12 protein-coding genes are annotated in these 21,466 nt (G+C 64.9%); 8 read left to right on the forward strand and 4 right to left on the reverse strand.

The window, feature by feature from the left end; translation table 11 throughout:
- Positions 1 to 180: 180 nt before the first annotated feature.
- The 3 genes from BRAO375_RS14175 to BRAO375_RS14185 are packed head-to-tail and all read left to right on the forward strand — an operon-like array spanning position 181 to position 12,769.
- Positions 181 to 3,540, forward strand: a complete 3,360-nt coding sequence (locus tag BRAO375_RS14175; RefSeq protein WP_035640273.1) for a hypothetical protein — start codon at positions 181 to 183, stop codon at positions 3,538 to 3,540.
- Positions 3,540 to 4,802 (forward strand): hypothetical protein, encoded by a 1,263-nt coding sequence (locus BRAO375_RS14180; RefSeq protein WP_009028163.1) that lies wholly within the window; start codon positions 3,540 to 3,542, stop codon positions 4,800 to 4,802. Before BRAO375_RS14175 ends, BRAO375_RS14180 begins: the two co-directional genes overlap by 1 nt.
- Before the next feature lie 11 nt (positions 4,803 to 4,813).
- Positions 4,814 to 12,769, forward strand: coding sequence for a hypothetical protein (locus BRAO375_RS14185; protein ID WP_009028164.1), 7,956 nt, complete (start codon positions 4,814 to 4,816; stop codon positions 12,767 to 12,769).
- A gap of 66 nt (positions 12,770 to 12,835) precedes the next feature.
- Here BRAO375_RS14185 and BRAO375_RS14190 read toward each other — a convergent pair whose 3' ends face one another.
- From BRAO375_RS14190 to BRAO375_RS14205, 4 genes are all read right to left on the reverse strand, one after another.
- Entirely contained in the window at positions 12,836 to 13,813 is a 978-nt protein-coding gene (locus tag BRAO375_RS14190) for a HEAT repeat domain-containing protein (RefSeq protein WP_009028165.1), read from the reverse strand.
- A gap of 2 nt (positions 13,814 to 13,815) precedes the next feature.
- Complete coding sequence (locus BRAO375_RS14195; protein ID WP_006609939.1) at positions 13,816 to 14,049, reverse strand: 4Fe-4S dicluster domain-containing protein; 234 nt, start codon at positions 14,047 to 14,049, stop codon at positions 13,816 to 13,818.
- Positions 14,050 to 14,070: 21 nt separating this feature from the next.
- Entirely contained in the window at positions 14,071 to 15,813 is a 1,743-nt protein-coding gene (locus BRAO375_RS14200) for a fumarate reductase/succinate dehydrogenase flavoprotein subunit (protein ID WP_009028166.1), read from the reverse strand.
- Between the two features lie 111 nt (positions 15,814 to 15,924).
- Positions 15,925 to 16,698, reverse strand: coding sequence for a ferredoxin--NADP reductase (locus BRAO375_RS14205; protein WP_009028167.1), 774 nt, complete (start codon positions 16,696 to 16,698; stop codon positions 15,925 to 15,927).
- 251 nt (positions 16,699 to 16,949) lie between these two features.
- Between BRAO375_RS14205 and BRAO375_RS14210 the strand changes: the two genes are divergently transcribed.
- From BRAO375_RS14210 to BRAO375_RS14230, 5 genes are all read left to right on the forward strand, one after another.
- Positions 16,950 to 17,240 carry a gamma-butyrobetaine hydroxylase-like domain-containing protein gene (locus tag BRAO375_RS14210; protein WP_009028168.1) on the forward strand — a complete coding sequence of 97 codons (291 nt, stop codon included), beginning with the start codon at positions 16,950 to 16,952 and terminating at the stop codon, positions 17,238 to 17,240.
- A 75-nt stretch (positions 17,241 to 17,315) separates the two neighbouring features.
- On the forward strand, positions 17,316 to 18,095 hold the full coding sequence (locus BRAO375_RS14215; RefSeq protein WP_009028169.1) for a Crp/Fnr family transcriptional regulator: 780 nt from the start codon (positions 17,316 to 17,318) through the stop codon (positions 18,093 to 18,095).
- Positions 18,096 to 18,258: 163 nt separating this feature from the next.
- Complete coding sequence (locus BRAO375_RS14220) at positions 18,259 to 19,674, forward strand: ABC transporter substrate-binding protein (RefSeq protein ID WP_009028170.1); 1,416 nt, start codon at positions 18,259 to 18,261, stop codon at positions 19,672 to 19,674.
- Complete coding sequence (locus BRAO375_RS14225) at positions 19,671 to 20,558, forward strand: ABC transporter permease (protein WP_009028171.1); 888 nt, start codon at positions 19,671 to 19,673, stop codon at positions 20,556 to 20,558. The genes BRAO375_RS14220 and BRAO375_RS14225 overlap by 4 nt, the downstream gene beginning before the upstream one ends.
- Positions 20,555 to 21,427: an ABC transporter ATP-binding protein gene (locus BRAO375_RS14230; RefSeq protein WP_009028172.1), complete on the forward strand. Its 873-nt coding sequence runs from the start codon at positions 20,555 to 20,557 to the stop codon at positions 21,425 to 21,427. The genes BRAO375_RS14225 and BRAO375_RS14230 overlap by 4 nt, the downstream gene beginning before the upstream one ends.
- Positions 21,428 to 21,466 lie beyond the last annotated feature (39 nt).

A 21,466-nucleotide genomic window follows, 5' to 3' on the forward strand; every position in this document is an offset into this window, starting at 1 on the left:
TGCAGGCCAAGACTGCAACAACCTTATATCCACACGATAGGACTATACAATCGTAACGATAAGAGCATATTCTGGTGCCGCAGAAAAGAGAGGGGGCGCGCGCGAACGATGCCTGTGACGTTTTCGCCACTTTATCCGCCCTTCGCCAATCCGACCCCGCCCGTGGACCATACATATTTGTTGGCGGCGACATCCCAGCCGGCGGGTGGCCCCTGGGTCGGCGCGTTCGCCTATGCGGTGAACGCAGCGCCCACGATGCGGCCACTGACGCTCGATCAGTTCTTCGCCATGGTGATCAACAATCACCAGATTTTCCAGCATGCCGGCTTCGTCTTCCTGCCACAGGCGCCGGCGCAATCCAGCATGCCCGCATTTCGCGCCAGCATGCTGACTGCAGCTGGCGGATTTCCGCCGTTTGGCACAAATGCGACGTTGGGGGGCTTCGTGCTGTGGTTGCAGCAGCTCGACTCTCTGGCGCAGGGCCTCAGCCTGCCGTACCCGGCCTACGCGCTGAAGCCCCAATCTTATCGGCTATTTGCGGCCGGCGGCCGGGGACGGACGCTATTCTTTGACGCGAGCGCTGTCGGCTCATCCAGTCCGCTGAGCTACGGCGGCGACAGTCTCGTGATCTCCCCCGCTGGACTGGCAGCGCTGTCCTTCGGCGATGCAGCGCCGAGCCAGCCGGCCGTCAAGCTGGCCTCGCTATCTGTGCCGCTCACGGGACAAACCGCGGGCTGTCTTAGTTTTTCCGGCGTCAATGCCGGCGCGCTGACCGCCTTCGACTTCGGTTTCGACTATGCCATGGCGCAGGACGGTGGCCCGCCGAGCAGGCTGCCATTCCCGCTGCTCGATAGCAGCGAGGCGCTGGCGGGGGCGACGGTCAACGGCGTCATCGATCCGTTCGGCTTCGGCAATCCGGCCCGCAACAACCTGGCAATTACGCCGGCGGGCGGCAGCTTCGTTTCGGCATATCGTACGGTCTGGAACGAGAAGCTTTCCCTCAGGCCCGGCACGGGCGCCCAGTTCGTCGCGGCCGCCGCGGTCGATCCGGTCCAGCCGGCGCGACTCTATTTCGCGCCCAGCGGCGACTTTGCGATGACCGTGCCCGGTGCAACCCAAGCAGCGCACCGGCTGGTCTGCGGCTTCGCAACCACGGAGCAGATCGGCTTTGCCGACGGCGACCTGATGCGCTTCATGCCGGGCACGCCGGCCGACATTGCGGTGACGACGGCCACGAACGGCAGCTTGACGTTCGGTCCCGGCCCGAACAACGGCCATACCACCGCGCTGGCCGCGGTCGTCAAGAGCGGCGCGACGCCGCCCTACAATGTCTACTATTCCGAATCGGCGAACTCGCCGCTGTTCAGCCCTGGGGCTGGCACGGCCCAGGATCCTCGATTGCTGCGGCATGACGGTTTCGCCTTGCGCGCGTTGCCGCCAAATTTGCCCGTTGGCGCCGCCTTTCCGCTGCTGCCCTATGGCGCGGTGACGCCAACACCCGGATTCGCTGCGCAGACTGGCGCCCTCGCGGCATTCGAATATGGCTATCTCGCAACGACTCGCGCCCAGGTGATCCGCGAGCTGCCGGCTCAGTCGGCGGATCTCGGCGATCCGCGCAAGATCGCGGTCACGCCGCAGGGCTATATCGTGGGCCTGGACGGCAAGGGCAACATCGTCTCGGTCGAGCTCGGCGCGGCCGCGGGCTGCCAACTCACCTTCCAGGCGCTGGGAGCCGACAGGGCCCCGACCGGCCAGCCATTGCCGGAGAACATCCGCGACGCCTTCCTGGCCCCTCAGCAGTTCATCGTGATCAGCGCGGCCACGGCGGATTATATCGCCAACTGCACCGTGACCCTCGCCATGAGCGGCTGGGGATTCTCTTTCGCACCCGCCTCGCCCGACAAGATCGCACCCGGCGACTATCAGTCGGTGCTGATCATCAAATCGGCGCAGGGGCGCGTCAGCGATCTTGCATCCACTCCTGCGGCCTGGACCGGCTATCAGCAATTCAACGTCGCCGCGCTTGATCCGACCGGCGCGGTGCTGTCTGGCTGGCTCAGCAGCTACATCGCCAATGCCAAGGCCCAGTACAACAACGGCCTCGGGCTCGCCGGCCTACAGACCTTCTGCGAACTGGTCGACGATCCCGAATGGAACGGCTTCCTGTGCCTGAACGTGCCGGTTGCCGCAGGCCAGCTCGACCCGAGCCTGTCGTTTTTGCTCGCTGGCGTCGACCCCAGTGCGCTCGTCGCCCATCACGTCGGCTGCGCCGTCAATCACACGGTCTACGACGGCAGCTCCTATGCTCCGGACAGCGCGTTCTTCGGCCTCGTGCATTATCTCAGTCCGGGCACGTCGCCCAACGGAAGCCCGGGCTCGGGCTTCATCGCGACCTCGGCGGTCTATGATTTCCAGCTGCTGGCGCTCGAGACCCTGTTCGAGAACTCGGCGCTGAAGAGCTTTTCCTCGAGCGCCGCCGTCATCCTCAACGCGTTGTTCGGCGATGCCGTGCTGGGCGCGCCGAGTGGTCCCGGCCCGATCGCAACCGACCTCATCATCATCCGCGGCGCTCTGCAGCAGAACGACGGTGCGCCGAGCTACGTGTTCGCAACCGCGCCGGGCGCGACCAGCACGTTCTATCTGTCGAGCAGCGCAATCGACCGCATCGAGATCGACCGCGCGCTGGTCGCACAGAACGCCGATGTCGATCAGACCTCATCCGTCACCTTCCAGATGTCGGGCTGGATGGGCACACTGCCGCCAGCCAGCGGCGACTTCGACCTGTTGTCCTACGCCGCGGTCTCCTTCGTCAATTTCGGGCTGACCATGTCCTATGACTCGAACAGAAGTCCCACGCCCGGCGGTCACAAGAGCTTCAGGAGGGATCTCAGCGGCTTCACCTTGAGCGGCCTGCCCGACAAGCTGTTCACGGGCAGTTTCGTCGACACCAGTTCGGCCGCGGCCAACACCCTCTACCGCCCTGACAGCTTCGCTGCCAGCTTCCCGCTGCAGCTCAAAGGCTTCGTCATCGGAGCGGACAGCAAATCGCCGGCCGATCTGGGCTACCGCGAGCTCACCACAAATCCATCAACCGGCGGCGCCTCTCCGAGCGGCGAATGGTACGGCCTCGCCTTCGATCTGCCGCTCGGTGGCTCCGGCTCGCTCGATGCATCTGGATTGATCAATGCCCAGCTGATGTTCACCTGGACGGCGGGCGGCACCGGCGTGGCGGCCTACGCGCCCTTCATCCGGCTCTCGGGACCTGGGGGCGTCAATCTGAGCTTCGATCTCGAGGGCATCCTCAGATTCGGGGCCGACGGCATCATGCTGTCGCGCATCGCGCAGGGACAGCAGTCGGTCTACGTCTTCACCTTCGCGTCGGTGGGCGTCACCGTGTTCACGCGCTCGTTCCCGCCGAAGGGCTCGACCAACATCCTCGTCGCGGGTTTCGGCGACCGCACGCTTGGCTGGTTCGGCGCCTATGTCGACCCGAAGGCGCCGCCGCTCGCGCCGACCCAAGCTGTGACGGGAGGACATTGATGGCCGTCACTGCGCTCGCCTGGAACCTGGAGGAATTCGGCGCCCGCTACGGGCTCGAGGCCACCGGCCGCCAATGCGAGATCATCCGCTGCGGCCTGGCGGCCGCGGTCGTGGCCGATCTCGGCGCCCAGGTGCTGGTGATCCAGGAGCTCAGGGTTCAGGGCATCCCGTTTCTCGCGCGTCTGCAGACCTTTCTCAACGCGACCGGCAACAATGATTGGCACTTCGATTGGATTCCAGGCGCCATCGCGGGTGCCGGGGCGATGCCGCCCGCGGTGATCGGCGATCTCGGCTTCACCGGAGAGGGCAATCTCGAGGGCTACGCTGTGCTTTATCGCAACGGTTATGCGCGGCAGCAAGCCGGAGGCCGGTCCGCTGGCCAGGATACCGTCGCCACGGCCGGCGGCGGCGGCGCCAATCGCATCGATCTCGTGCTGGACGGACCACCGATCCAGTTCAACGCGAATAACCCGGTGATCACCTTCAACGCGCTCGGCGGGGCGACAGCGCTGGGCTTTCCCACCTCGACCTGTCCGGATGCCAACATCGTGCGCAACCTGCGCGGCGGGCGCGTCTTCCGCTCGAACGACGTCATTCCGCAGCAACGACGGTCGCGGCGGCCGTGCCAGATCTCGATCGTCGATCCCAATGCCAATCCGCAGACGCCGGTGTCGACCGTGGTCTATCACGCACCGGTCGGACAGAACAATTCCAAGAGTCCCATCTACGGCGCTCTGCTCGGCTTTGCCGCCGGCGCGCTGGGCGCCAATGCAGGCGCCCGGGGCTACCTCGGCGACTTCAACGTGGTCGTCAACGGCGATCTGACCGTTCTTCGCAACCGCGCCACTGCCTTGAACTTCGTCGCCCAGACCTACGCCAACAACGCGTTTGCCAATACGTCGGTCCATTCCGCCGTCGGCACCAACGGTCCCTGGCATCAGGGCGCAGGCGTACTGACCTCGCCGCGCGACATCGGTCTCGGCACCACGGCCAACGCGACCAGCGTGCCCGACGTGCTTGGGCTTTTCACCCAGAACGGGACGCGCGCCTACAAGATGCTCAGGCTGCAGACCGTCCGAAACTTCATCACCAACACCCTGCTGCCGCGGGTGGGTCATTGGTTTCCCAACAATGCAGGAACGGTCGTGACCGAATTCTATTCCGGCGGTCCCTACACGATCGGCGATGTCGCGACAGGGCGAGCGCTGATGTTCAATCTCCTGCTCAGCGATCACCTTCCCGTCCAGATCGTACAGAACTAAGCGAGCAGACGATGGCAACGATCACCGGCACCCCATCCGATGCGATCCGGCAGGCCGTCAGCGACTCCATCAAATCGGGCAAGCCGCTGGTGGTCGCGACGGCCGACCTCATCGCGGCATCGCCGCTGGCCGATCTGCCCGTGGTGTCCACGGTGATTGCGTTCGACCCCGGCGAAGACCCGCTGGCCGATCTCGGCCTGTATCGCCTGGCCTCTTTGTTTCCCGGCCTGCCGCTGGCGCAATGGCTGCCGCGCGACGGATTGTTGTCGCCGTTGACGAGCGACAACAGCCTGGTCTCGGTCGACGAGATGGGCTTCGAGGTTCTCAAGGATGGCAATGGCGGATCCAGCCAGCTGGTCGGCCTGTCGGTCGGCGTCGCCCTGGGACGGCAGCGCGCCGGCTTTTCCGTCACGGTGCTCGATGCCCTCCACATCACCGCGACGCTGTCCCACATCAATCTCGCCGTTCAGGGCCCATTCTCCTCTCCCTTCGTCACCGCGACGCTCAGCGGCAGCCTCACCTTCGGCGCACTCGATCTCGATGTCGCGGTCGAGTGCCCGAGCTTCACGTTCACCGCCACCGAGGCCTCGGGATCGAAGCCGAGCTTCAAAGCACTGCTGGACGCCTTCAAGCTGCCTTCGCCTGCCTCCTTTGCCAATCTGCTGCTGAGCGGCCTGCAACTCACCGTGATGAGCCGCGACAAGGCGGTCAACTTCATGGCGCAAGTGACGACGCCGGACGGCAAGCCGTTCTCGATCCTCGACGGCGTGCTCGCGCTCGACAGCCTGACGCTCGGCGTCCAATACGCGCAGGCGGCCACGACGGCGTCGATGGCGGCCCAGTTGCTCGTCCACGACAAGATCGCCCTCGGCGTCGTCCTGATGGCCGACGCTGGATCGGGTGCGAGCTGGACAGCGGCAGCCGGACTCGACCTGCCGGCCACGCTCGCCAATCTCGGCAAGCCGCAAGCCACCTCGCTGCCCTTCGGCGACCTGCTGGGCGCACTCGGGCTCGACCTGCCCACGGACATGCAGTCGTTCCTCGACCATGTCGCCTTGGAGGCCCTGGACGGCAGCGTCACCATCCCGCAGGACAGCGCGACCACGTGGCAATTGCACGTCGCCTTCGCGACCAATTGGACGCTCGGCGGCATCGCCATTTCGACCGATACCGATGCCCAGCTCGGCAGCGGCAGCAACATCATCGTCGGCGCGCTCGACATCGACGGCTTTGCGCTGGTGCTCACCTTCGATTTCTCCAGCAAGCAATCGGGGGCCGGCACCACCGTGTCGGTCAGCGCCCCGAAGATCGCCGGATTGAAGGGCACCTTCGACATCTCCCAGAACAAGTTGACGCTGTCGACCAGCAATGACCCGCACCAACCATCCACCCTTGGGCAGCTGCTGGCGGACTTCGTCGCGATCTTCACCGGGAATTCCTTCACCACTTTGCCCGAGCCGTGGGATCTCCTGAACGGCATCGGGCTGAACAACTTTTCGTTGTCGATCACGCTCGGGCAGACGTCGCGCGTTGTCGAGATCGACTATGAGGGATTGGACTTCAATTTCCTTGGCTGCTCCGTGGCCGGTTTCGGCCTCGTCTATGACAGCGCGAAGGCGAAGACCGGCTCGGGCTTCAGCTTCACGGTCAAGGGCAACTTCCCGATGCTCGGCACCTCCAGCAATCCAAGCTGGGACCCGACGCAACCATCGCAGGCCCCGAACGCACCGGGACTCGGCGCAGCCTATCTCGACGTGGTGCTCGCCGCTTTCGGCCAGCATGTCGGGCTGCCGACCCAGCCGGTTTCGGTCGAGGATGCGCTGATCCAGATCCAGAACATCGTTGCCGGCATCAGCGGGGGCAACCCGTTGCCGGTCCACCTGTTCGACAAGGATGCGGGGTGGCTGATCGGCGCCCGCATGATCCTGCTCGGGCAGATCGACGTGCGGCTGGTGTTCGCCGATCCGCAGATCTATGGCGTGCATCTTCTCGTGCGCGACGACCTCAACATCGAGGGCGCGCCGAAATCGGCCTATCTCGACGCCCTGGTCGGGCTGTCGGCCGAGATCCTTTATCGCAAGGTCTCGGCCACCATCGGCGTCTACGAAGCCTATCTGACGCTGCCCGACAAGATCCGCAAGATCAACATGGAGGCTTTCGAGGTCCAGCTGCCGTCGCTGGGCGTCAAGGTGTTCACCAATGGCGACTTCGAAATCGACATCGGCTATCCGCACAATGGCGACTTCTCGCATTCGGCGGTGATTGCCGCGGCCGAATATTACGGCTCGGGCGGTCTGCTGTTCGGTAAGCTGTCGGGCGCCACCGATGACAAGCTGCCGCCGATCGCGATCGGCAGCAACAATCTGCCGGTCGGTGCCTTCGGCAACGTCATCGAGATCGGGCTCGGCTTCCGCATCGGCATCTACCGCGAGTTCTCGGCCGGGCCGATGTCGGCATCGCTCGGCGTGCTGCTGCAGGGCATTTTCCAGGGCACGTTCTCGAAATTCACCAGCAACCCGGTCGGCGGCCAGCAGAAGTCCGAGGAGTACTACAACGTCTATGCCTCGCTGACGATCATCGGCAAGCTCGAGGGCAAGATCGACTTCGCGATCATCTCGGCGTCATTGCTGGTCGAGATCACGATTTCGATCGCGGTCAATGCCGAATCGCACCGCCAGGTCACGGTGCCGATGTCGGCGAGCGTCGACGTCGAGCTCACTGTCTCGATCAATTGCGGCCTGTTCACGATCCACATCCATGTCGGCTTCTCGACCACCGTCAGCTACACCGCGACCTTCGGCTCCGACACCTGGCAGGACGCGTTGTGGAACAAGACATCGCCGGTCGCGATGCTGCGGGCCGAACGCATGTTCGCGACGGCTTTGGCGGCGCCGCCGCCGGTCGCCTATCCGCCTCTGAACTGCCAGCCGCTGGCGCTCGCCCTCTATGTCGTGCCGCAACTGACGCTTGGACTTGCAACTCCGACGGCCTCACAACCCGACTGGATCTACGTCGTCCAGACGGCACTGATGTCGCCGCAGACGAAAACGCCGTCGCAGGTCAAGCTCGCTGGCGCAGCCGGCCCGAGCCCGGCGAACGAGGCGGTGAAGCTGTTCACCGCGTGGATGCTGCAGGCGTATCAGAGTTGGGCCCGCCATGTGACACCGGCCAGCGCGCCGACGCCGGATGCGCTGTACCAGGCGATCACCGTGCTGCCGGCCGACCTCGACGGCCTGTCGAACTATCTGAGCAGCATCGGCCAGCCAGGCTCGACCGCACGCGCCCCGTCGTCGACCGAGCTGCAATCCTTTTTCGGCGCAAATCTGCGGCTGACGGCGCAGGCCTTGACCGCCGGCACCGACTACGGCCTCGCCTTCTTCCCGCTGCTTCCCGGCACCATCGTGTCGGTTTCGACCGAGACGGTGCCGCTCGCGACCGCAGATCTCGCAACCATCGTGACCGACTACCTGCGCATCACCGTTCAAGCCGCGCTGCACGGCGCGAGCCAGCTCATCGGGACCTCACCGGTCGCGCTGTCCGCCCTCTACGATCTGATGGAGCAGACGAGCGGCCCCGCCCCCTCCGCGATGTCGTCGGCGGTCGGCAATGGCACGCGCTTCATGCTGCACGGAACGCGCATCGGGCAGCAGGCGCTTTACAGCGCCACTGGGCAGGAGGCGGTCGTCGCCAATCCCGCGGCGCCATCGCCGACGGCGAATCTCGCCAATTCGGCGGCTCAGTCCTGGGGCCTGGTGCCGCCGACCCAGCCGATTCCGATCGGCATTCAGATCCCGACGTCCGTGACGGGCGTCGATGATTCCAGCGCGGTGGCCGCCACGATGTCGCTGGCCGCGGCCGCGCCGCGCAGCTTCACGCTGGCCAACGGCCAGCCCGGCAAGGTGCTCGCCAGCTCCGGCACATCAGCCTATCTGCGCAGCCTGCCGCCGGCGCTGATCAGCACGATCGCCGCCGCCGACGCCGCGCGGCTGTTCCATCTGCAGACGCTGGACGCTCAGAATGTCGCGCACGACGTGCCGGCATCGGCCTATGCGTGGTGCGCGACCATTTCCTTTACGGTCCGGCGCGTGCCTGCCGCCGAATCCACCGGCGCCAAGCCGACCTACCTCGCTAACGTCTACGAGCTGTTCGGGGTGCAGTCCGACGACCTGCGGGTGCTGGAAAAGATCTATCAGCGGAAGGATGCCCAGCCACCGACCGCGCTCGAGATCGCCTATGTCGCCGGCAGCGGCAGCACCGGCTCCGGCGCGCTGTCGATCCAACTGGTCACGGTACAGCAGACCTTCATCTTCCGCAGCAACGTCTCCACCGAGACCAATCCGCCGCGCATGCTGATGGCGGTGCGCGCAGCGGCCGCCGTCCCCGCACCGGATCCTGCGATCATCACCTTCATCGAACACATGATGACCGGTGGACTGACCAACTCCGGCGGCTACTATCTCTACTTCGGCGCGCCGACGCCGCTGCCCGACGACCTGTTTGACAGCGACGGGCTGGGTCAGCTGCAGCTCGTCGTCTCCTTCAACCTGCCGCAGCAGACCAAGTCATCGGCAGATTTCGGCGCAGCACTCGACGGCACGGTGAACGCCGCGCGCGTGAGCGACCCGACCGCGGGCGCCGACCCGACGCTGTTTGCCTCCGCCTGGACCTTGCAGGACCTGCACGCCACCGCACCGACCGGCAATGTCGGCATCCGGGTGACGCGCCTGACGCCGCCATCCACCAGCGACTATCAGGCGACGCTGGACAATCTGTTCCACCTGCTCGCCTTCGTCCCGCAGGCTCCGGTGACCGCAAGCGGCCACGCCGTGCCGATCGTGAATCCGCCGCGCGATCAGTTCGTCACCGGCCCGTTGCGCGACGACGCCGCGGCCGCACAGGGACGCATCGCCTATCAACGCCTGTTCAACCTGCTCGAACTCACCGGCAACGCGTGGCCGAGCGATCCGGCGGACCTCGGCATCCCGGCGCCGCCGATCGACTCGGAGACGCTGCTGGCGCTCGACCCCTACATGTTCATCGGCGGCTCGCTGTCGCTCGGCTTCGAATGGATCGATCTCTATGGCAACATGCTGCCGTCGCGGCAGTTGACGACATCGGCGCTGCCGGTGGGCTACACCGATCCGGTGGCGGGCCTCGGCGACTGGCCGCATCTGGTGTATGGCTACATGGTGCAGCAGGTCGGCGGGCAGCGGGTGCTCACGCTGAAGCGGACCTTCGTCTACCAGTCCGACTCGGACGTTCGCCGCACCAACAATCTCAAGCGCACCTATGCCACCATCTTCCATCAGCTCGGCGACATCGACGCCAGCGTGACGGTGTCGTTCCTGTCGCAGCCGCTGTCTGTTCCGATCGGGGGCGGCAGCATCGCCGACCTGCTCCGAGCCGACATCAAGGCCATCCTGACGGCCATTAAAGCCGGCGCAGGCTGTGCGCTGGCCGATCTCTCCTTGACGCTGCCAGCGGACGACTCCGCCTATCACGCCGACGTGCTGTTCCCGCTCACCGCGACCATGACCTTCAAACGGCGCGGCCCCGTCGATTCCAACTTCGCCTCGGATGCGGCGATCGCCGTCATGACGACGGTGCTGTCGCCCTATTACCCGACCGAAGCCGGCAGCTCGGTGCAGTCCTATGCGGTGTTCGCAACCGCGTTCGAGCAGGCGCTGGCCTCGACCCGGATGAAGGTGCTGGCCGGCGATGCCGACGTACCTGGCGGCGCGCAATTGTGGATCATGCGCTACGGCACCGACGCGCTCACCGTCGCCTTCGGACCCCCGACCGGCTTCGCGCCAAAACCCCTGGCCTACGCGCCGCCCGGCGTCAACAACACGCTGATCAGCCGCGGCGGCATCAGCGGCGCCAATCTCGACGAGCTCATCGCAAAGCAGAGTCCGGACAACGCGTTCCTGCTCGGCGCCACGGCGATGACCGCCACCGACCTCGACCTCGACGGCGCCTTCGCGAATTTTCTCGCCATGGTGGAAAATTTCCTGGCGCCCGATTGCGGCATCCCGGCCACCTTGAGGGACACGGCGGTGCCGAGCGCGGTCGATCGCTGCCTCGCCGCCAAGCGCGACCTTGCGACCAGACTGAGCGGCCGCGTCGTCAGCCTCGCCGACGGCAAGAGCACGTCGGCGGCTGCGACCGAGGCCTATCGCCAGTCCTGCCTGATCAGTCTCTCCAACTTCTACGGCATCGATGCCGTCGCCCAGACCGAGACGACGACGAACGTCGGCCAGGCGACATGGCCAACCGGCCTCAATCTCAATCTCTATGGCCGGTCGGTGGGATCACAGAGCACGACCAGCAACAACAATGTCACCGTGTCGCCCGGCAAGGTCGCGATGTCGCCGACCGCTCCGCAGCCGCTGGCGCTCGCGCTCAGCGCGCATCGCAAGGGCGAGGAGGCGGTGTTCAGCCTGCCCCAGACTTTCCAGATCGACGCTTTCGAGGACGTCACCGGCACGCTGAAGGTTCCCGACGGGGCGTTCAATCTCGGGACCTGGCTGCGCTTCGTGCTCGCGGCCGATGCGACATTGACGATGCAGCCGGCCAACATCGCCCTGCCGCTGCGCGCCTATCCGCGGCCGCCGATCATCAACTCGCAGACCTTCGGTTCGCGGGTCACGCAAGGCGATAATCCGCTCGCCATCGCCGACGAATGGTCGCTTGAACTCGGCTATCAGCACGTGTTCGTCGCGCAGGATACGTTGAACGTCACGGTCATCATCAACATCGGCGAGCAGCCGCGCCGGGTGATGCTCGCCGCCGCGCGGGTCCCGGACGACCTCGTCGACACCCTCACCCAATTCGCCACCATCTATGGCGCTGGCGGTCCCTCCGGCGGAATTGGAGCCGTGTTCAACCAGTTGCGCAAGACCGGGACCGCCGACAATCTCTCCGACGCGCTGACTGCCTTTGCGGCGACGGTCGAACACGTCACGGAATCGCTCGACGTTCCGATCAAGCTGCCGCAGCGCATGCCGTCCGGCCGCTCGGTCGGCGACAATGACGGCGGCGTGCCGTTCAATTTCACGGTCCAGGAATGGTTTGACGCGCGGCTTGCGCCGGAGACGGCCCCATGGCGTCTCAAGGTCGTGGCAGACCCGAACAATCCGGCGATCGGAAACTGGCACTGCCCGCTGCCGACCATGCGGATCACCATCGACGGCGTGACCTACAGCGCGTCCCCCGACGTCCATGGCGATGCCTATTTCCTTCCCAACGGGAAGACGGATCCGGCGGACGGGCTGACCGCCGACAAGGCGATGTCGGTCGCGGCGCGCACACTCTCGGTCGAGCCGTTGAGCATCATCGATCACCACAACGGCGCCTATCAGCTCAGCATCGCCCGAAACGCCGGCGCCGTCGTCCTCGAGGGCGATACGCCGGTTCGGTTGCCCGGACTACCGCAGCCCTTCGAGTATCTGACGCCGGTCATCAAGGCACCGGACAAGGTGCTGCCGTTCATCGACAAGGATCTCGATCCGCAGATCGACATTTCGAAGCTGCCGCTCTCCGGTGGCGGCGCGGTGGCGACCACCCTGACGGACGCGCTCACAAGGCTCTATGTGAATCTGTTGACTGGCGTGACCAACCTCAAATCCTCCGCGCAGGGCAGCGTGCAGACCGTCATCAACCTTGTCTATCCGGTGCAGGACGGCCCTAATCCGCTGGCTTTGCCGGACCGCGTGCTGCCGGTCCTGCTCGATCTGCCTGAAGATTTGCCGTTCTATCCCAGCGCCGCAGACGTGGCCCCCCTGGTTGGGAAGCTCGTCACTGCGCTGAGCAAATGGCGCGGCGACAACGAGCTGCCGGCCGCCCTGCTGGCACGTTCCACGCTGCAGTTCGAAGTCTCAGTGTTCTCGACGATCTCGGAAACCGGGATTCCGCTGATCCACCTGCGCGGCCTCTATGTCGCGGCCGCCGGAGTGAACTGGATGTGAGGACGTACACCGGCAGCACCTGCGCTCTGGGACATCATGCCGAATGGCTTGCGCTGCAACCGACACCTACGAGCCCGCCCTCGCCGTGCTTGCGGCGATCTGATGCAGCGCCCATCTCGCGTTCTTGCGCACATCGGGATCGAGATCATCGGCAACCAGCACGAGGAACGGCTCGCCGTCGGGAGCGGCGATCTCGCCGAGCGCTGCCGCCGCCTCCTTGCGCAGATTGGCCTGCTCATGGGTGATGCAATGGCCGATCGGCCGTACCGCATGCGCGACCTTCATCCGCCCGAGGCTGCGGATCGCCTTCAGCCGCACCTGCCAGAATTCATCCGCCAAGCAGGCGATCAATGGGTCAGCCGCGACGGCGCCATTGACGTTGAGGCCGAGCGTCTCAGCCGCCATCTCCCGCACCATCCAGTCGGTGTCCTTCAGCGCCCGGGTGATGGTCTCGGCAGCGATCTTCATGTGCGAGAAGGCGAGCGCACTGACCGCAGCGCGGCGGACATGCGCGTCGGGATCGCCGATCAGGGCCGTCAGCGCCGGAATGGACTCCTCGAGCTTGAGAAAGCCAATGACGCCGATCGCCTGCACCCGCACGGCGGCATCGGGATCCTGCAGCGCTTCGAGCGCGGGCTTCAGCGTATCCTTGCGCCTGAGCTCCTTGAGGGCGCGCAGCGCACCCATCCGGACGAAGGCATGGGCATGCTTGACCAGCGGAAGGATCGCATCCGCCGACTCCGGATCCTTGAACTCGGCAAGGCTGTCGGCGGCCGCGGACGCGACGATCCGCTCGGGGTCGACCAGTAGCTGCACCAGCGCCCCGGCGGCACTGGGCCCGTCGAACTCCCCGAGCGCCATTGCGACCTGCTGACGCACGCCGGCATCGGGATCGGCAACCATTTTGGCCAGGTGCGCCACCGCGGCCGGATCGCCGGAATGGCCAAGCGCAATGATGGCAACCCGCCGCTCCGCCGGATCGGCGGCGCCGAGGCGCTCGTCGGCATCGTCGAGATCGTCATAGGATTCGAACGGGCTCGACATGATTACCTCAGCAGATAGGGAATGTTGACGGTGACGGCGCCGGTCGGGCAATCCGCCTCGCAGGGCATGCAGTACCAGCACTCGTCATACGCCATGAAAGCCTTGCCGGTCATGTCGCTGATCCTGAGCACGTCGAGCGGACAGACGTCGACGCACACCGTGCAGCCCTTGTCGGCGATGCATTTGGCGTCGTCGACCACCACCGGAACCGACGTCTGATAGGTCGCAAGAGGCATGTCTCATTCTCCGTCTGCTCGTCAGGCGCTGGCGCGGATGCGCTGCTTGTCGTAGAGGTCCTTCTCGTCGTCCGCGATCGGCACGACATAGGGCTGCACCTCCCGCTTCTCGCTGGTCATCCTGCCGTCCTGCTTGCTCAGCAGCGTGTGGCAGAACCAGTTCTCGTTGTCCTTCTCCGGGAAATCGGTGCGCCAGTGATAGAGCCCCCAGCGGCTCTCCTCGCGGAACAGGGAGGCGTGGGCGGCCATGTCGGCGCAATCCATGATCGACTGCACCTCCAGCGCGCGCAGTAGCTCATGCGCGTTGCGAGCAATCATGCACTCCTGCATGTCCTCGCGGACCTCGGCGAGCCGGCGCATGCCCAGCTCGTACTTCCGGGTCACCTTCGGCGGCTGCAGATAATCATTGACGAGGCGCCGTGTCTTGTACTCGATCTGGTTCGGCGGGATGCCGTCCTCCCGCTTCGTCGGCGCCATCACGCGTTCACGTTCCAGCGCGATCTCGCCGGCATCGATCTCGCCGAAATCATGACTGTCGGCGAACTCCATCGCGTCGAGCCCGGCGAACGAGCCGTTGGTGAAGGCACCGAGCATGTAGTTGTGCGGCACGCTGGCCATGTCGCCGGCCGCGTAAAGTCCGGGAACGGTGGTGCGGGCGTTGTCGTCCACGAACACGCCCGATGCACTGTGGCCGGAGCAGAAGCCGATCTCGGAAATGTGCATCTCGATCGACTCCTTGCGGTAGTCGACGCCGCGCCCTTCCTGGAACAGCCCCCGCGTGGGACGCTCGACCTTGTGCAGGGTGTGCTCGATCTCCTCGATGGTCTTGTCGTGCAGGTGTTTCAGCTGAAGGAACACCGGTCCCTTGCCCGACAAAAGCTCATTGTAGAACTCCAACATCATCTGGCCCGACCAGTAGTCGCATTCGATGAAGCGGCGGTCCTCGTTGTTGGCGGTGTAGGCGCCGAACGGACCGGCGACATAGGCGCAGGCCGGCCCGTTGTAGTCCTTGATCAGCGGGTTGATCTGAAAGCATTCGAGATTGGCCAGCGCCGCACCCGCATGATAGGCCATGGCGTAGCCGTCGCCGGAATTGGCGGCGTTCTCGTAGGTGCCGAACATGTAGCCGGACGTCGGCAGGCCGAGCCGCCCGGCCGCGCCCATGCACAAGATGACGGCCTTGGCCTTGATCACCAGAATCTCGGCGGTGCGGGTGTTGACGCTGACGGCCCCGGCGATCCGGCCGTCGCTCGATTTGAGCAGCCGCGTCGCCATGTAGCGGTTGGAGATGAGGATGCGCGCGCGGCGCAATTGGCGGTACAGCGCCTTCTTGACGGTCTCGCCGTTCGGCATCGGCAGCACATAGGTGCCGATGTGATGCACCTTCTTGACGGCGTAGTCGCCGTTCTCGTTCTTGAGGAAGCGGATGCCGAAGCTGTCGAGCTCCTCGATGATTCCGTAGCAGCTCTGGGCGTATTTATAGACCGCCTTCTGGTCGACGATGCCGTCATTGGCGATCGTGATCTCCTTGGTGTACTGCTCCGGCGTCGCGTAGCCGGGAATGACGGCGTTGTTCAGGCCGTCCATGCCCATCGAGATCGCGCCCGAGCGCTTGACGTTGGCCTTCTCGAGCAGAACGACGTTCGCCTTCGGATTCTTCATTTTGGCCTTCAGGGCGGCCATCGGACCGGCCGTGCCGCCGCCGATCACCAGCACGTCGCAGGACACCTCCGAGAGGCCGTCGACGATTTCATCCATTGCCATTCTAAGCTCCTGCTTGGCCGGGGACACACCGGTCCGGGTCAGAGTTGTTCAGCGGGGCGGCCGGCGATAGCAATTAGTTGTCGCCGGAGCGAATTTCTTCGCGGCCGGAGGTCAGCGCTCGACGAAGGCCTTCTCGACCACGAAATGACCGGGGGTGCTGTGATTGCCCTCGGTAAAGCCGCGCGTTTCCAGCATGGTCTGCAGCTCGGCCAGCATCGCGGGGCTGCCGCACAGCATCACCCGATCGGTCTCGCGGTCGAGATCGGGCCCGCCGAGATCGGCGAACATCTGCCCCGATGCGATCAGGTCGGTGATGCGGCCGCGGTTCCGAAACGGCTCGCGGGTGACAGTGGGGTAGTAGAGCAGCCGGTCCCGGACCAGCGGGCCAAAGACCTCGTGACTGCGCAGCTCGTCGACGAGCTGCTCGCCATAGGCGAGCTCGGAGACCTGCCGGCAACCATGCGCCAGCACGATGGTGTCATAGGTTTCGTATATGTCGGGGTCCTTGATCAGGCTGGCGAACGGTGCGAGCCCGGTCCCGGTCGACAACAGCAGCAGCCGGCGTCCCGGAATCAAGTTGCCGGCGACCAGCGTTCCCGTCGCCTTGCGGCCGACCAGGATCTGATCGCCCTGCTTGATCTTCTGCAGCCTGGAGGTCAGCGGGCCATCGGCGACCTTGATGCTGAAGAACTCCAGCGCTTCCTCATGATTGGCGCTCGCCATGCTGTAGGCGCGCATGAGCGGCCGGCCGTCCACCTCTAGCCCGATCATCGCGAACTGGCCGTTCTGGAAGCGGAAGCCCGGATCTCGTGTGGCGGTGAAGCTGAACAGCGTCTCGGTCCAGTGCCGGACCGACAACACCGTCGCGGTCTGAAAAGCGCTCATCTCGTCTCCTCGCGGCGCTTGGCGCCGTGCGTCGGTTGATGACGACGATGTCGCGGAAACGAGCCGGTGCGGCAATTTCGAAAGCACCGCGCTGGTCGATTAGTTGCAAAGTTCGGCGGTCCGACGCTTGAGACAACGGGGATTGAGGACGAGGGATCGAGATTCGACCGTCGCTGGCAATTAGTTGCTGGGTGACGCCCGTCTCGTGAGCTTAGGCTGACCACCAGGTCTTGGCGCAACCAGGAGACAACATGACCGTATCTGATATCGCAGAGTGCGAGGTCAGCTCCGATCTGACAACCTTGCTGCTGCGGGATGCGAGCCGGCCGCCTGCCGTGCTGACGGCCGAACGGCTGCGCCTGTCCTGCATGTGCGCGCATTGCCGGCGCGCGCGCTTTGACGACCGCTTCCCGGCACAATTTCCGGGCATCGGCATCGTCGGCATCGGAGACCTTGGTTACGGCCTGAACATCGCGTTCTCCGACGGCCACGATCGCGGCATTTATCCGAGATCATACCTCTGGGACCTCGCTGCGGGCTGAGCGCTGGCCGCCCCGTGCCGGATGGCACGAACATTGCTCCGCCTGTGATCAACGTGATCAATGCGGAGGCAAGACATGTTGCTGCAGGCGGCCAAACCGGAAGCCGTGCCCTCGTCCCTGACGTCCGCGCGCGCCGTGACCAGTTCGTCGCTCCTGCTCAGCGAAAGCCAGCAAAGCATCGGCGGGCCGCCGTCGCTGATCGACAGGCTCAGCCTGCGCGAGCGCGAGCAGGTGCTCAAGCAGGGGCGCCGCAAGGTATTGAACCGCGGCCAGACACTGTTCAGCCAGGGCGCCAAGCATGACGGCATCTTCCTGATCGAGAGCGGCCGCATCCGGGTGTTCTACACCTCGCCGCAGGGACGCGAGATCACGCTGGCCTATTGGCATGTCGGCAATTTCGTGGGCGGCCCGGAAGTGTTCGATACCGGCGTGCATCAATGGTCGGGCGTCGCGGCCAGCAACGCCAGCGTCATTCAGCTTCCGGGCAAGGAGCTGCGCGCGCTGGTCGCTGGCATCCCCAACCTCGCGATCGGGCTGATCGAGGGCCTGAGCTTCAAGGGCAAGTGCTACTCCGCGCTGGCGCAGATGCTGGGCACGCGCTCCATCACCGAGCGGCTCGCGCATCTCCTGCTGCATCTGGTCGACCTTTACGGCGTCGATGATCCCGACGGCAAGGTCATCGCTGCGGCCTTCACCCATGCCGACATCGCCCACATGGTCGGCGCCACGCGGCAATGGGTGACGATCAGCCTTAAGCGGATGCAGGAGAAGAACATCGTCCGGACGAAGCGCTCACAGATCGTGGTCTGCCGTCCCGATATCCTGGACGAGATGCGCGGTCAGGCAGCCGACTGACCGGTCTGCTCATGCAAGCGGCTCTCAGGAGCAAAGTTGCCCAAGGAGTACGCAACCGGGATTTGACGGCAACTAATCGACCCCAAGCCGAAGTCGGGATTTGCGCTCACGGATGCGGCCTTCATCATGGCGCCATCTGCCATCCAACCGAACGGGGATGAGAATGGTCCGCCGACTTGAAGCGCTCATATTGTCCGTCACCTGCCTGTCACTCATCGCAGCGCAGCCCGCCGCAGCAGAGACCGTCACGATCGGAATCGGCACCCAGGACACGACGACCAACACGGTGACCGCCGGCACGATCGTGCGGCAGCTCAAGCTGCTGGAGAAGTATCTCCCCAAGGACGGCAAATACGCCAACATCAAGTTCGAGATCGAGTGGCAGAACTTCACCTCGGGCCCACCAGTCACCAACGGCATGATGGCGAACAAATTGCAATTCGGCATGATGGGCGACTACCCGCTGATCGTGAACGGCTTCACCTTCGAGACCAATCCCGAGAGCAAGAGCCGGCTGATCGCGGTCGCCGCCTATAGCCTGTCCGGCTCGGGCAACGGCATCGTCGTTCACAAGGACTCGCCCTACTACGAACTGTCGGATCTCAAGGGCAAGCTGGTCAGCGTACCCTTCGGCTCGGCCGCGCATGGCATGGTCCTCAAGGCGCTGCAGGACGGCGGTTATCCCTCGGACTTCTTCCAGCTCGTCAGCCAGACCCCGGAGGTCGGCTCGACCAACCTGCAGGAAAAGAAGATCGACGCCCATGCCGACTTCGTGCCGTTCGCCGAGCTGCTGCCATTTCGCGGCTTCGCCCGCAAGATCTATGACGGCGTCCAGACCAACCTGCCGACCTTCCATGGCGTCGTCGTCCGCACCGACTTCGCGGAGAAATATCCGGAGGTCGTGATCGCCTATGTCAAGGCTGTCGTCGCCGCCAACCAGTGGCTGCGCCAGGATCCGAAGGCGGCGGCCGAAAAGATCCAGGAATGGACCGGGATCAACAAGGAGGTCGTCTACATCTTCTTAGGCCCCGGCGGCAACATGACCACCGATCCGACGATCAAGCCGGCGCTGGTCGATGCGGCCGCAACCGACGTCAAGGTGCTGCAGAGCCTCGGCCGCATGAAGGAGTTCGATCCGAAGAAGTGGGTGGACGACAGCTACATCCGCAAAGCCTATGCCGAGCTGAAGCTCGACTACGACAAGGAGCTCGCCGGCACCGCGAACTACGAAGTCTCCGGCGAGGACAGGTTCTGCAACAAGCCGATCACCGAGCCGCGCAAGGCCGGCGAGGTCTGGGTTGATGGCGAAGGGATCTCGGCCTTTAGCAGCGCGGCCTGCACGCTCGGCGCCTATGCCGACTACAAGGCCAAGGGCAAGAAGATCAACGTCGCCTATGTCTTCGACACGGCGCGAGGCATCAAGCTCTTCGCCGACCAGGCCTTCTTCGCCGCCGCCAATGGCGAGATCGCGCCCTTCCTGCTGAAGAAGGATGCCGAGGCCTATGCCGCAAAGATCGGCGGCAAGGTGATGGGACTTGACGAGGCCGTGAAGCTCGCGGTGGCGGGAGGCAAGACTTGAGCAGCCCCGCTTTGATGACGTCGCCCGAGCAGGCTGCGGCGCCCGCCGCGCCTGCCGCCGCCACGCTGCCGAGCCGGCCGGAATTCTCCGCCCGTGCCGCGCGCTGGTTCCGGCTGAACCAGGACCGGCTGCGCGGCCTGCTGATCGGCACCGCATCGCTGATCCTGTTCCTGATTGCCTGGCACCTGCTGACGACCTACCGCGTCGTCTTCTTCGTGAAGTTCACCAACGTGCCGGCGCCGCTGGCGGTCTATGCGAGCTTCACCAAGGCGATCCACGATCCGAAGTTCCTGATGCACATCCTGCTCAGCTGTCGCCGGATCTTCATCGGCTTCTCGCTCGCCGCTCTGGTCGGCGTGCCGCTCGGCCTGATCATGGGGCGCTTCAAGCTCGTGCACGAGATCGTCTTTCCCGTTGCAGAAGTGCTTCGCCCGATTCCAGCGATCGCCTGGGTGCCGATGGCGATCATGCTGTGGCCGACCAACGAGCAGAGCATCGTCTTCATCACCTTTCTCGGCTCGTTCTTCCCGATCCTCGTCAACACGCTGCACGGCATGACGCTGGTCGATCCGGTGCTGGTGCGCGCCGCCAAATGTCTCGGCGCGCGCGAGGCGTCGATCTTCCGCGAGGTTTACTTCCCGGCCTCCCTGCCCCACATCTTCACCGGCCTCACCGTCGGCATGGGCGTCGCATGGGTGTCGCTGATCGCAGCCGAGATGATCTCCGGACAGTTCGGCATTGGCTACTTCACCTGGGAGGCCTACTCCCTGGTGCAATATGCGGACATCGCGCTCGGCATGATTGCGATCGGCGTGCTCGGGCTCGGCTCCAGCCTCGTGATCCGCGCCGCCGGTCAATTGGTGATGCCCTGGAGGTCGCGATGAGCCAGATTGCTGCGGAGACGAGACAGGGCCACATCGAGGTCCGCGACTTCGCCCTGAGCTACGAGACCATCGACGGCGCGGTCGAAGCCGTCACCGACACGCAGATCCATGTCGAAGCCGGCGAGTTCGTCTCGATCGTCGGTCCCTCCGGCTGCGGCAAGTCGACGCTTCTCAACGCCGTCGCCGGCTTCCTCAAGCCGACCAGCGGCGTGGTGACCGTCGACGGCAGTGTCGTCACCGGCCCGAGTGCCGAGCGCGGCATGGTGTTCCAGCAATATTCGCTGTTTCCCTGGAAGACCGTGCGCGAGAACGTCGAGTTCGGCCTGAAGATGCGCGGCATGCCCAAATTCGAGCGCGCCCGCGCCGCACGGACTTTGCTCGGGCTTGCTGGTCTCGAGGCGTTCGAGAACCACTATCCCGAGCGTCTCTCCGGAGGCATGAAGCAGCGCGTCGGCATCGTGCGCGCGCTCGCGACCGGCCCCAAGGTGCTGCTGCTCGACGAGCCGTTCGGCGCGCTCGACGCGCAGACCCGCATCATCATGCAGCAGATCCTCACCAACATGTGGCAGCGGCTGAAGATCTCGGTGCTGTTCGTGACCCACGACATCGACGAGGCGATCTTCCTTTCCGACCGCGTCTACTGCATGACCGCCCGCCCCGGCTCCATCAAGGCAGAGATCCAGATCCCGCTGGAGCGGCCGCGCCAGCAATCGATGATGATGTCGTCGGAATTCCTGGCGTTGCGTCGCGGGCTGATGTCGCTGATCCGCGAGGAGAGCCTGAAAGCGATGGGCGGCGAGATCACCGATTTGGGCATGCAGGGCCTAGGCATCGAGCTGCAGGGTCAATCGATCCCCGACATTCTGTAAGAACGGACAGCCGATGTCCCGGGACCAGGCTCATGGGAT

It is taken from the genome of Bradyrhizobium sp. ORS 375 (assembly GCF_000239775.1).
Lineage (GTDB): Bacteria > Pseudomonadota > Alphaproteobacteria > Rhizobiales > Xanthobacteraceae > Bradyrhizobium.

Excerpts from the sequence above, each read along its gene's own strand:
- BRAO375_RS14180 (WP_009028163.1), top strand. The coding sequence starts at position 3,540 with ATGGCCGTCACTGCGCTCGCCTGGAACCTGGAGGAATTCGGCGCCCGC.
- BRAO375_RS14185 (WP_009028164.1), top strand. The coding sequence starts at position 4,814 with ATGGCAACGATCACCGGCACCCCATCCGATGCGATCCGGCAGGCCGTC.
- BRAO375_RS14190 (WP_009028165.1), bottom strand. The coding sequence starts at position 13,813 with ATGTCGAGCCCGTTCGAATCCTATGACGATCTCGACGATGCCGACGAG.
- BRAO375_RS14195 (WP_006609939.1), bottom strand. The coding sequence starts at position 14,049 with ATGCCTCTTGCGACCTATCAGACGTCGGTTCCGGTGGTGGTCGACGAC.
- BRAO375_RS14200 (WP_009028166.1), bottom strand. The coding sequence starts at position 15,813 with ATGGCAATGGATGAAATCGTCGACGGCCTCTCGGAGGTGTCCTGCGAC.
- BRAO375_RS14205 (WP_009028167.1), bottom strand. The coding sequence starts at position 16,698 with ATGAGCGCTTTTCAGACCGCGACGGTGTTGTCGGTCCGGCACTGGACC.
- BRAO375_RS14210 (WP_009028168.1), top strand. The coding sequence starts at position 16,950 with ATGACCGTATCTGATATCGCAGAGTGCGAGGTCAGCTCCGATCTGACA.
- BRAO375_RS14215 (WP_009028169.1), top strand. The coding sequence starts at position 17,316 with ATGTTGCTGCAGGCGGCCAAACCGGAAGCCGTGCCCTCGTCCCTGACG.
- BRAO375_RS14220 (WP_009028170.1), top strand. The coding sequence starts at position 18,259 with ATGGTCCGCCGACTTGAAGCGCTCATATTGTCCGTCACCTGCCTGTCA.
- BRAO375_RS14230 (WP_009028172.1), top strand. The coding sequence starts at position 20,555 with ATGAGCCAGATTGCTGCGGAGACGAGACAGGGCCACATCGAGGTCCGC.